The sequence below is a fragment of the Micromonospora sonchi genome (assembly GCF_014646235.1).
GTDB lineage: Bacteria > Actinomycetota > Actinomycetes > Mycobacteriales > Micromonosporaceae > Micromonospora > Micromonospora sonchi.
On the sequence record NZ_BMNB01000021.1, the window covers coordinates 94,591 to 105,836 of the forward strand.

Annotated in this window: 10 protein-coding genes and 6 pseudogenes; 9 read left to right on the top strand and 7 right to left on the bottom strand. The window is 67.2% G+C overall.

What is annotated here, in order from left to right:
* The first annotated feature begins 1,141 nt into the window (after positions 1-1,141).
* The 4 genes from IEY61_RS21180 to IEY61_RS21195 are packed head-to-tail and all read left to right on the top strand — an operon-like array spanning position 1,142 to position 5,241.
* On the top strand, positions 1,142-3,475 hold the full coding sequence (locus IEY61_RS21180; RefSeq protein WP_189047009.1) for a nitric-oxide reductase large subunit: 2,334 nt from the start codon (positions 1,142-1,144) through the stop codon (positions 3,473-3,475).
* The gene (locus IEY61_RS21185) at positions 3,472-4,134 is read left to right on the top strand and encodes a succinate dehydrogenase/fumarate reductase transmembrane subunit (RefSeq protein ID WP_189047011.1); all 663 of its coding nucleotides are present in this window, start codon (positions 3,472-3,474) and stop codon (positions 4,132-4,134) included. Before IEY61_RS21180 ends, IEY61_RS21185 begins: the two co-directional genes overlap by 4 nt.
* Positions 4,131-4,946: a slipin family protein gene (locus IEY61_RS21190; protein ID WP_189047013.1), complete on the top strand. Its 816-nt coding sequence runs from the start codon at positions 4,131-4,133 to the stop codon at positions 4,944-4,946. Before IEY61_RS21185 ends, IEY61_RS21190 begins: the two co-directional genes overlap by 4 nt.
* Positions 4,936-5,241: a hypothetical protein gene (locus tag IEY61_RS21195; RefSeq protein ID WP_189047015.1), complete on the top strand. Its 306-nt coding sequence runs from the start codon at positions 4,936-4,938 to the stop codon at positions 5,239-5,241. The genes IEY61_RS21190 and IEY61_RS21195 overlap by 11 nt, the downstream gene beginning before the upstream one ends.
* A gap of 23 nt (positions 5,242-5,264) precedes the next feature.
* Here IEY61_RS21195 and IEY61_RS32010 read toward each other — a convergent pair.
* Positions 5,265-5,545 (bottom strand): annotated as a pseudogene (locus IEY61_RS32010) (NF041680 family putative transposase); the annotation flags it as partial.
* A 162-nt stretch (positions 5,546-5,707) separates the two neighbouring features.
* Here IEY61_RS32010 and IEY61_RS21200 point away from each other — a divergent pair.
* Positions 5,708-6,361, top strand: coding sequence for a LysE family translocator (locus IEY61_RS21200; protein ID WP_189047017.1), 654 nt, complete (start codon positions 5,708-5,710; stop codon positions 6,359-6,361).
* Positions 6,362-6,564: 203 nt separating this feature from the next.
* On the opposite strand, the pseudogene IEY61_RS21205 reads toward IEY61_RS21200, so the two are convergent.
* Positions 6,565-6,999, bottom strand: a pseudogene (locus IEY61_RS21205) (IS701 family transposase); the annotation flags it as partial.
* Positions 7,000-7,319: 320 nt separating this feature from the next.
* Positions 7,320-7,757 (bottom strand): annotated as a pseudogene (locus IEY61_RS32315) (transposase family protein); the annotation flags it as partial.
* Between the two features lie 229 nt (positions 7,758-7,986).
* Here IEY61_RS32315 and IEY61_RS21215 point away from each other — a divergent pair.
* The 3 genes from IEY61_RS21215 to IEY61_RS31845 all read left to right on the top strand — a co-directional run bounded on the left by IEY61_RS21215 (position 7,987) and on the right by IEY61_RS31845 (position 9,808).
* The gene (locus IEY61_RS21215) at positions 7,987-8,109 is read left to right on the top strand and encodes a ribosomal protein bL36 (RefSeq protein WP_189047021.1); all 123 of its coding nucleotides are present in this window, start codon (positions 7,987-7,989) and stop codon (positions 8,107-8,109) included.
* A gap of 471 nt (positions 8,110-8,580) precedes the next feature.
* Positions 8,581-8,817: a preprotein translocase YidC gene (locus tag IEY61_RS21220; protein WP_189047023.1), complete on the top strand. Its 237-nt coding sequence runs from the start codon at positions 8,581-8,583 to the stop codon at positions 8,815-8,817.
* Between the two features lie 505 nt (positions 8,818-9,322).
* On the top strand, positions 9,323-9,808 hold the full coding sequence (locus IEY61_RS31845; RefSeq protein ID WP_268240673.1) for a SitI3 family protein: 486 nt from the start codon (positions 9,323-9,325) through the stop codon (positions 9,806-9,808).
* Here the strand turns inward: IEY61_RS31845 and IEY61_RS21225 are convergent.
* The 4 genes and pseudogenes from IEY61_RS21225 to IEY61_RS21235 form a co-directional block, all read right to left on the bottom strand.
* Positions 9,711-10,091 (bottom strand): hypothetical protein, encoded by a 381-nt coding sequence (locus IEY61_RS21225; RefSeq protein ID WP_268240671.1) that lies wholly within the window; start codon positions 10,089-10,091, stop codon positions 9,711-9,713. The two genes, IEY61_RS31845 and IEY61_RS21225, sit on opposite strands and share 98 nt — an antisense overlap.
* On the bottom strand, positions 10,057-10,359 hold the full coding sequence (locus IEY61_RS21230) for a hypothetical protein (protein WP_189047046.1): 303 nt from the start codon (positions 10,357-10,359) through the stop codon (positions 10,057-10,059). The genes IEY61_RS21225 and IEY61_RS21230 overlap by 35 nt, the downstream gene beginning before the upstream one ends.
* Before the next feature lie 93 nt (positions 10,360-10,452).
* Positions 10,453-10,680: pseudogene (locus IEY61_RS32190) on the bottom strand (phosphorothioated DNA-binding restriction endonuclease); the annotation flags it as partial.
* A 7-nt stretch (positions 10,681-10,687) separates the two neighbouring features.
* A pseudogene (locus tag IEY61_RS21235) lies at positions 10,688-10,854 on the bottom strand (CdiA C-terminal domain-containing protein); the annotation flags it as partial.
* A 201-nt stretch (positions 10,855-11,055) separates the two neighbouring features.
* Here IEY61_RS21235 and IEY61_RS31360 point away from each other — a divergent pair.
* Positions 11,056-11,246: pseudogene (locus IEY61_RS31360) on the top strand (hypothetical protein); the annotation flags it as partial.

An 11,246-nucleotide genomic window follows, 5' to 3' on the forward strand; every position in this document is an offset into this window, starting at 1 on the left:
CACTGCCGGAAGCTCCGACAACGGCCGGTCGGAACGGGCGACGAGAATGCGGCCCGAATGCCCCATTGGGATCTATCCCTTCAGCTCCGCCGCATTGCGGCGAAAGACGTAGTACGGCGGGCTGTCCGGCAGCGGGTCGCCCTCCCGCAGCACCGACGCGAGAACCGGGATCGCCGAACTCTTGCGGGCAGATCGTCAGCGAGCCGTAGCCACGCAGAGTCTGCCGGCCCTCCAGCACGGTCCTGACGGGTAGGCCCTTGAAGACGTTCTCGAACGCGAGCGTCGCCTTCTGGTACGCCGGATCGTCGTGCGCCTTCGCTACAGCTGCGTCAGCGAAGAACAGGACCAACGGCCCTGTTAGCCGAAGTAATGCGGTTCCACGCTGAAGCGGCCAAGGCATCACCGTAAGTAGATCTATGGGAGATGACGGAGTGTGTGCTCGACTTGGCGTGTGCCGTGCGGTGCGGCGGTCATCGCGTGATCGGTGGAGGCATGGTGCAGCGATGGGCCATCGCCCTTCGGCGGTTGCCATGCTGGTGACTGGGTGCGGGTCGCGCGTCGACAGCACGACAGCGACCTTGCCGAGTACGGCGACTGCCTCGGCCGATGCTGCGCACTGCTGCTCTCCCGCGGCGCACAGCAGGTCAGCCTCGCCAATGTGCGGCGACCGGTTCTCCCTGTCGCCGGCCTCGTCGGTGAGCCGGGCCCACGACTGCTTCCGCCACTCGCTGACCACTGCGAGGGCGAACTGGCCGCCCGGAACGTTCGGGCGACGTCGTGGACGAGACCCACGACGGGGTCTGGTCGATCAGGTGCGAACCAGCTATGGACACCAAGACCGTGCGCGGCGGGGCGTGATGGGCGCGGCCGCGCAACGGCGGCACGGATGCCACCCAATTCGTTCTACGCCCTCGGTCGGCACGCGCGGGCTGACCCACCGCCGCCTGGCACGGTATTCACCGAGGCGTTTCTATGAGCGATAGGTGAGCATTCCAGCTCTAGAATATCGGACTTGTCGCTACGGGATGCATTACCGGCGCGACGGAAGGGCGAGGACTTGTCTGATCAGGTGCAGGTGAGGGGTTCCGGCCGAGCGGAGCTGACCCTTTCCAAGGGATGGGTTCAGGGCGTCGCCCTGGTCATGGTTTTCGGTTTCTTCGTGATGGGCATGCTGGCCCTGCGTACCTATTCCGACTCGATGCCGTTGCCACAACGGGTGACCGGTCCGGACGGTACCGTCGTCTACACGGCAGCGGACGTGACGGCCGGCCAGCAGACTTTCCTGCGCCGAGGGTTGCAGCAGTACGGCTCGGTGATGGGTCACGGCGGTTACCTCGGCCCGGACTACACCGCGGAGTACCTGCGGATCTCGGCCGAGCACATCAAGACCGATCTCGCCCGATCCGGACAGCAGGAGCCCTCCGAGGCCGTCAAGCGGATGCTGCGGGAGAACCGGTACGACGAGGCGAGGGGCGAGCTGGTATTCACGGCGGAACAGGTGTCCGCGTTCGAGGACGCCACCCGGTACTACGCCGACTTCTTCGGCACGAACAGCACGGAGTTCGGCCTCATTCCGCAGGTGATCACCGATCCCCGCGAGATCCACGAGTTGATCGCGTTTTTCTCCTGGACGGCGTGGGCGAGCGCGGCGGAGCGGCCGGGACACACCTACTCCTACACGAACAACTGGCCACCGGAGCCACGCGTCGACAACACCCCGACCGCCGACATCGTGGTCTGGTCGGGTCTGTCGCTGACGGCTCTGTTGGTCGGCCTGGGCGTGCTGTTCGCGCTCTACGGGCGGTGGAGCCGCTCGATCGGCTGGCACGCCGTCGAGCAGCCGGCTCTGGCGTTCCGCCAGCCCGGCGAGGTGCAGATCACCAAGGCCCAGAAGGTGACCGCCTGGTTCTTCTTCGTCGTGGCCGCACTCGCTCTGGCGCAAACGCTTCTGGGCGGCGCGATCGAGCACTACCGGGCCGACCTGAGCACCTTCTTCGGTATCGACCTGGCGCAGGTTCTGCCGTTCAACCTGGCCCGCACCTGGCACGTACAGCTGTCGCTGTTCTGGACCGCGGCGGCGTTCCTCGCCGCCGGCATCTTCCTCACGCCGATCATCTCAGGTCGGGAGCCCCGGCGGCAGCACTGGCTGGCCTGGGGGCTGCTCGGCGCGCTGGTGATCGTGGTCGTCGGCTCCCTGACCGGCGAGGCGATCAGCATCTTCGGCGTCGACTGGGCGAAGGGCTCGATCCTCTTCGACCAGCAGTGGGAATACCTGGACCTGCCGAGGTTCTGGCAGGGCCTGCTGGTGGTCGGGCTCTTCTTGTGGATCGCGATCATCTATCGCGGCATCCGGTCGCGGCTGAAGACCGAACACCGCCTCAACATGCCGTGGCTCTTCCTCTACGCCGGCCTGGCGATACCCGGCTTCTACGCGGTCGGCATGCTGGCGTCGACCGATAGCCATCTGACCGTCGCGGAGTTCTGGCGCTTCTGGGTGGTGCACCTCTGGGTGGAGGACTTCCTGGAGCTGTTCACCACGGTGATGGTGGCCTACATCTTCGTGATGCTGGGCGTTGTCCGCCGTAAGATCGCCATCCAGATCATCTTCCTCGACGTCATCCTGTACTCGGCGGGCGGCGTGATCGGGACGATGCACCACCTGTACTTCTCGGGCACGCCGGTGGAGCACATGGCGCTCGGCGCGTTCTTCTCGGCGCTGGAGGTGATCCCGCTGACGTTCCTGACCGTCGAGGCGTGGACCTTCCTGCAGTTGGGCTCCCGGCAGCAGAACCGCAGCAGCGCACCGTTCCCACACCGCTGGGCGGTGATGTTCCTGGTGGCCGTCGGCTTCTGGAACTTCGTCGGCGCCGGGGTCTTCGGTTTCCTGATCAACCTCCCGATCGTGTCGTACTACCAGATCGGCACGGCGCTGACCGCCAACCACGCACACGGCGCCATGATGGGTGTGTACGGCATGCTCGCGGTCGGCCTGGCGCTGTTCGCGCTGCGCTACATCATCCCGCCGGCAAAGTGGCCGGACAGGCTGGCGAAGCTCTCCTTCTGGTCGCTCAACATCGGCCTCGCGTGGATGGTGTTCGTGACCCTGCTTCCGCTGGGCATCCTGCAGCTGTGGCACTCGGTCAACGACGGTTACTTCGAGGCACGCGCGCTCAACTACATCACCGAACCGGGCAACGCGCTGCTCGAATGGATGCGGATGCCCGGTGACCTCATCTTCATCATCGGCGGCATCCTGCCTTTCCTGTGGATCACCTATCTCGGCATCCGCCACGGCATCCGGGCGACGGCGACCGAGCTACCGCCGGAGACGCTGTACGTCGAGGAGACCGCCGAGGCGGCCCAGGACCGCACCGGACTTCCGATCCCGACCGGCGCTGCCGGAGCCGTGGACCAGGTGCCCCGGTCCCGGAGCCGGTACGCCTCCGACCGACGCGACGAGACGGAGCAGCCGTGACCGGGTTCTCGGCCTCCGCCGTGGGCGTGGAGGCCTGGCTGGCGGCCACCTACTGCCTGGTCCTGGTGGGGCTCGCGTACGTCATCGACACACTGGCACGCCGCGCCGCGTCGATCTCCGAAGGCGGTATGTCCGGTGGCTTCGTCTACCACGCGGACCACGATGCGTGGCAGTGCCCGCAGGACCAGTGGCTGTGGCCGCAATCCTTCGACGCGCAGAACCGCGTGATGCGCTACCGCGGCACCCCATCGGTCTGCAACGCCTGCCCTGTCAAAAGCACGTGCACCACCTCGTCCTCCGGACGCGAGGTCCAGCGCGCAGTCGACTCCTGGCCGGCCTCCGAGGCAGCTCGCTTCCACCACGGCATTGCGTGTCTGGTGGTTCTGTTAGGTCTCCTGTGGCCGATCGGCACCGCCCTCACCGGCCCGGGCCCGGACGCGCTGCTGGTCCTGGCCTCAGCCGTGGTCGTCGCCCTGCTGCTAAGCCTGCCGCTCTGGTCCCACCTGCGCCGCAACCCGGTGTTCATCCCCGAGGCAGTGGCCCACCAGGCGCTCGATGACGTGGTCGCCGAGCGGCAAGCGGCTACGGCCGCCCTGCGCCGTAGGCGCTCAAGCTACGGATCCGACCGACGTGAGCCCGATCCGGGAGCCGCACAATGATCACCGCTATCGTCATCATTCTGGTGCTATTGCTCGTGGCCATCTCCTCCTTGCGGGTACTGAAGGAGTACGAGCGCGGGGTGGCGTTCCGGCTGGGACGGTTGCGCGAGCCGCTGGGGCCGGGGATACGGGTGCTGCTGCCGGGCCTGGACAAGCTGGTCCGGATGGACCTGCGGGTCGTCACGCTGACAATCCCGCCGCAGGAGGTGATTACCCGCGACAACGTGCCGGCGCGGGTGAACGCCGTGGTGCTCTTCCGGGTGGTCGACCCGGTGAAGTCGGTGATGACGGTGGAGAACCACGCGATCGCCACGTCCCAGATCGCCCAGACCACCCTGCGTTCGGTCGTCGGCCGCGCAGACCTCGACACGCTGCTGGCCCACCGGGCCGACTTGAACGAGGACCTCGCGAAGTCCATCGCGTCCATGACCGAGCCCTGGGGTGTCAAGGTCGAGGTCGTGGAGATCAAGGACGTCGAGATCCCGGAAGCGATGCAACGGGCGATGGCCCGCGAGGCCGAGGCCGAGCGCGAGCGGCGCGCCAAGGTGATCAACGCCCGGGGGGAACTCCAGGCATCGGCGGAACTGCGCGACGCCGCGAAGACCCTCAGTGAAAGCCCGGCAAGCCTCCAACTGCGTTACCTCCAGACCCTGCTGGAACTCGGCGCCGACCAGAACTCCACGGTGGTCTTCCCCCTGCCGATCGACATCATCGGCCCCTTCCTCGATGCCATCCGCGGCCGCGCCGCACCCGGCGTCAATGGCACCTCGCCCGCGACCGACGCCGTGGAAAGGACACCTGGTGACCGCTAAAATCGAACCAAGCTCCGTCGAAGGCCGCCCGATCAAACTCACCCCCGTACCCCGAGGTGTCTGGCTGGTCATTCTCGGCGGCGGAGTGACCGCATTGGCACCCCTTTTCGGATTCCTTATCGGAAGCATCCTCGGGACCGAAGACACGACCCTCGGAATGAGTTCGATCTACCTGTTTCTCTTCCTCGGGTTTCTCATCGCCGCCGTCGGCCTCGGCATCGCGATCCTCGGCGTACGACGTATCCTCCGAAGCCGAAGCCATAGCGCTCGTGCTGCTCGTCGCTCCGATCAGTGAACCTATAGCAACTAGCTTGATTTTTAACCTGTGCGGCGTGGGCGGTGATTTGTAGGCTTCGTTTTCTTTGTTGCTGGTGTTTTGGTCTTCGGGGTGGTGGTGATGTGGACGTCGTGACGTGGGGCCAGCTGGGTGTTGCGACGGCCGGGTGGCCGTCCCGGTCCTGGTCGGAGGGTTTCGGTGCGCCGGCAGGGCAGGTGGCCTTCGTGCGGAGGTGTCGAAACCCTCGGCGGACGCGGGCGGGTGACAGACGCTGCGGTGGTGCCCTTTTCTCCCAGGGCCGGCGCAGGTCGGCGGCCATGGCTTAACCCCGACACCCCTCGCCCAGCTGGCACGCCTCCACCAACACGTCAATTCCACCGCCGACGAACCGGCCGGACTCCTCGACGGAAAGGACCAGGCTCGAGACTCAACAAGGTGTGGCCCGGTCGCGGGCGGCGGGCGGCGCGGTGCGTAGGGTCGGGCCATGGTCACCCTCAACGCCGTGCTGGGCGTCGCCGCTATCGAGCTGGGCATGGTGCTCATCCCCGGCCCGAATATGATCTACCTGATCTCGCGGACCGTGACCCAGGGCCGCCGGGCCGGCCTGACCTCGCTCGCCGGGGTGGCCTGCGGCTTCTTCGTCTACCTGGTCGCCGCCACGGCCGGCCTGGCCACGATCTTCACCCTGGTGCCGGCGCTCTACACGGCGCTGAAGCTGGCCGGCGCCGCATATCTGCTGTGGCTGGCGTTCCAGGCGGTGCGGCCCGGCGGCAAGTCGATGTTCGCGCCCAAGGCGCTGCCAGTGGACCGGCCCGGGAAGCTGTTCACGATGGGCCTGGTCACCAACCTGCTCAACCCCAAGATCGCCATCATGTACGCCTCGCTGCTCCCCCAGTTCGTCGACCCGGCCCAGGGCAGCGTCGCGGCGCAGATCTTCACGCTCGGCCTGGTCCAGATCACCATCGCGATCACCGTGAACGGCCTGATCGCGATGTCCGCGGGGTCGATCTCCCGGCTCATTGGCAACCGGCCGGGCTGGCTGAAGGCCCAACGCTACGTGATGGGCACCGTGCTCGGCGCGATGGCGGTGCGGATCGCCGCAGACCGGTCCCGCGCGGTGGTCACCGCCACGCCGTGATCGTCCGGCGGTCAGGGATCGGTCATCCGAGAGCAGTGACCGAAACTCGACCACGTCATCATCGTTGGCTTGCTCGGTCTCTTCCTCGCGGCCCTGGCGTTTTGATGGGCTGACCGCCTCAGCCTCTGGCTGCCATCTCGTCTGCCGCCGACCCGCACACCGAGGAGCGGGCCAGGACCACGGTGACAAGGTGGAGCGCCCTACCGATCCCGGTCGTCGGTCCACGACGCCGGCAGATACACGCGTCGGTCGATCAGCGTGCGCCCGCCCGCGCCGGCGTAGCCCAGGAACACCCCCACCTGGCTGTTCTCGATTCGCCCAGCCGTGCCGGTGTACTGCCGCTGCACCCCGACGGTGTGGGTGCCCTTCTTCAGCTCACCGGTCTCGTCGACGGCCAGGACCGCGTCCGGGCCACCGAACCGGTCGGTGATCAGCTGCCGCAGGTCATCGCGGACGGCGTCCGCGCCCCACACCACCCGGTACAACAACCTTTGTATCGCGTCCGGCCGGGCATGACCGGCCTGCTCCGCCAACTGCCAGCACGTCTTCACCTCAAGATCGGCCAGCAGCCCCGTTACGAACACCGCCGCCGCCCGCCGAGGCTCCACCCGCCCGCACCGGCCCGCAAAGCACCCCAGTACCCCGGCCAGCACACGCTCCCACCAACCAACGGCTAGCTGTGGCACGCGGCCACCGCAAGATCTGAAGTTATGTCGCCGTGCGCCCGCTCGTCGGCGTCACCCGAACGCAGCGCGACGTCCAGCGCCGCGGACGCCTCCGGCCAGCCCAGGTACGCACTCCACGTACGTACGTCCGCCTCCCGATCGCGGATCTTCGCCAGGCCCAGCACCCGGGTCGCCTCACGTACCCGGACCTCGGCCGGCAGCACCTCCATGATCTCGACGCTCGGGACCCACACTGCCGTGTCGACCTCGGCCAAAGCTCGGTCGTACAGTTCGGGCCTCCGCCGGATCATCCGGATCAACGTCATCCGGGACACCGATACCGCCAACCGATGCGCCAACCGGCTGCCCGGCCGACCGCCCAACGCCACCGCGACCGCTTCCAGATCACCCCGCCGCCAGGACCGTGTGACGGGCATACCGCCGGGTCAGCCCGGGCACCTGCTCGACGAACGTCCGCCGCCAGCATCCGATGTTGAGGCAAGTGAACCGGCGGACCGTCAACGGGACCAGCACCTCATGGCCGCCAGCCTGACATCGGCCACCCGCCGCACATAGCGACCATGCACAGTGGTCGACTACGTGCCGCAGGCTCCGCACGCGGCCCGCACCATTTGCGTCGCCGCCACGATCCTGACCCCGACGCCGTGGACCACCACCGCTTCCAGCCGCAGGCCAACCAGATGCGGAAGCAACGCCACGATGATCTCCACCCAGGCACCCAACCCGAACCTTCAGCGAGCACGACTCACAGAATGTGTGCCAGAGCCCTTTATTTGGGCGGACGTTGTTGCGGTCGTTGGATGCCGGCAGGCCCACGATCCTCGCCGGCCGATCAAGTCAGCGGGTGTGTCCTCTTTCGGTGTGGGTAGTCGGACCCGAAGGTAGGCCCGCTTCGGCTCGGCGTGCCGGCCTACGGTTACGTCTGGGGACGGAGGGACGATGAAGGTCAGAAGTTCGCTGCGGGCGTTGACGCGGAAGATGAACTCGATCGTGACCCGCCGTCGGGGAAAGGTTTTCGTGATCAACAAGAAGGATCCCCGCCAGAAGGCACGGCAGGGTTAACGTTCGTTCGCTGAACCCGCCCGATCGTTGTCGGGCGCGGCACTGAACAGCAGTTTGGCCGGTGCCGGCCACGGTGAGTGCGACTCCCCCTCAGTCGTGCGAATCTGACTTTGCCGCTGGACTGCCCTGGTACGGATGCCGCCGCGTGCGCATCGGTCGGCGCCACAGGTGTTCCCAATGGTCGAGCTTTGCGGACGGCGAACGCGCGCCGGCGGCCCGGCAGTTCGACCAGAAGTACGGCCGAGCCGACGGTGCCCGGACGATCCTGCGCCTGGTGCCACAGCGGGAAGTCGACAGGCTTGCCACCCGGCCGGCACGTCCCCACCGTGGCCGACCCGCCCACAGCCTGACCCGCGACCAGCCGGCCGCCAGCGGCCGATGCGTCATGGCCGGCGGGTACGCGCTGGCGTTTCGACGGTTTGCCCATGGGTAGCCATCGCCGGCCGAAGACGGCACCGACGGGAGGCGACCGTGGGCTTCAGAACGCGGCAGGGCGAGCAGCCGGTCGATCCGGAACACGCCGAGGACGAGGCCGGTCAGGCCCGCCTGGTCCAGGTCGAGGCGGACACCGACGTCCTGGCACCGGACGACACTGACGTACGGCCGGACCTGGTCACCGAAGATGACGGATCAGGGGTGGCGGGTGGCGCCTCCGGCAGCAGTGGCGGCGGCTCCAGCATGCCGGGGCACCCCGACGCGCCTCGCTGACCGGCAGAGGGGAACCGCCGGTCCTCCGGCGCGGGAGACCAGCCGACGCGGAGTACGGCCCACGGCCTCCGCAGCCTCCACCTGATTGGTACGGCGACCGTCACGCGCAGCGGCTTCTCGGCCGCCATTCGGGTACAGCCGCTGGCCGGGATCTCGCTGTGGGCGATGATTGCGTCGAGCCGGTCGCCCGCCCCGGTCAGCCGGAGAACCTGCGCATCAATGCGGCCACTTCGCCCGGAGCAGGACGCGGAACTGTGGTGTGTTGACCACCCGCTCGCCGCGATCTTGATACGAAGACGTTTCTAGCGGGGCGTTCTGGGAAGGTTCCTGCGCATCTTCCTGCTCAGCGATGGCCGCAATGCTCGCAACCTGGTGGCGCACGGCTTTGCCCATGACACGGACTCGGTCGCGACCGCCCTAGCGATCCGGGCCGGTGCCCTGCTGTGATCCTGCTGACCGCCGGACCCGCAGCTGAGCATGACGCCACCCAAACCAGTGCGAAGTGGTGCAATCATTCAGATCGCGCCGCGACAGGCAGGAGGGGCTTCGAGATGAGCATCCACTACCGGCTGATCCTGGCAGGCGACATCCCCTGCGACACGTCCCCGACCTCGCCGCCCCGAACGCCACCGAAACACCCAACCCGGGCAGCCACCCCCTGCTCAGCGCCGATCTCTACCACGAGCGCGGATACCTGATCACCATCCGCTGCGGGCGTCACAGCTACTACGACGCCGAAAACGACGACGGTTACTGGGAGTGGGAACCTGAGGAATACCTCAACATCACCTTCGACATGCGCCCCGACGACATGACCGACAAAGGGGTACCCAACATGGTGGCCACCGTCGCGCAGGTGCTCGCCGACCGGCCCAAGGCCGCCGCGCTGATACTCACGCGTCCAACTCCTCGGGCAGCAGGCCGCCGTACTGGTACTCGCGGACCTGCCCCGGATGCACCACACACGGAACCGGTAGGTACGAATCGTTGACCACCGGCGGTTCCGGGGCCGTCTCCAGCTGCTCGGTCACGTCAGCGCTGCGCCGCCAGTACAGCCGTACCCGCGGGTTGAAGCCCTCCTGCGGATGGACCAACGGACACCACAACACCTGCAACAGATCCGTCCCAGACGGGCCGACGAAATCCGGAATGTCCCGACGGTAGAGCTGCGCCACCGCCATCAGCGGGATCGGCTGGTTCACCAGATGATGCGGCTCGGAGAAGTCGCAGGCCGGCACCTCAGATCGTTCGTCGTCGGTCAGGTCGTAGCGCACACGGCTCGCGGCCGCCCGGGCCCGCGCCGCCCCGACTGCGACGGACCATGGCGGGTGTCCTGAGCTGGAACACGTAATGAGCCTCACCATCAATGCACACCGGCCAGGGCTCACCGGCCGGCCACAACAACGGGCCACCCACCGAACTGTCCACCGCCGTCGGCGTACCAGGGCGGGGATGCAGCCGGGTGGCCGTCGCCGCGTACTCCCCCAACTCGGGAAACAGTAGCGCGATGTCCACCGGTCGCGGCGCCGCCGTACGCGTCATGACCGAGAATCGTATGGGCCCGATCCGACAAAAATCCTCCGCCGGCGGCGGCTGCCTGCCACGGAGTGGTGGTGGATACCGGCATCGCTGGGGTCATGTAGCCAGCGGTAGCCCTTTGAAGACCCAGCGGCGGTGCCATTGCAGGTGTGCGCTTGCCGGCATGGCAGTCTCCGGTCGGGCCCTCAGGAACCTGCCGTGTAGAGCGTAGATCGCACGTCCGGCATCGGTGCGAGCGGTGAAGCTGGTGAATGCATCGATGGACAGGTCCAGGTTGAGGCCGAGGGCGCCGCGGTCGAAGAGTTTGTGGTGCAGTACGCAGAGCCCACGCCGCCACGTCACCTTCCCAGTCCTTCAAGTTCAGCACTACCCGCTGGGTCTGCTCGTCGTCGACTTTCTCCCGGACCTGGCTCCACACGTTGCGCACCGACGTACGGGCCTGCGGCGAGTAACAGTCGAAGACTGCTCCTCGATCAGATGGTCCGGATCCTTGTCCGGGTCGGCTCATCGAGCAGCTGACCGGACTGGGGTTCCTGCAACACACGGAGACCGACTTCGTGCCCGGCATGGGCTGCTCGACATGGGCGAGCTAGTACTCCAGCCGTACTTGCCTGACCTTGAGTTTTGGCAGCTTATCGGCTTGATCGCCGCCTGGCGGCACCGGGCCATGTAACTGCGCACGTCGATGCTATTCGTGCCATGGATCAGGGGATCGCACTGTCTGTCTGTTGTGGCCACTCGTGGGGCGGGCAGGCTGTCGCGTTTGTGTTGATCGATGAGATTGTGGGCTGGCGGGCGGGTCTGGATGATCTGCTGGCTCGGTTCGCGCACCGTTTCGGGCGCGCAGAGCCGCGCCGACAGGCGCTGACCTACCTGGTCGGGTTGCTGTC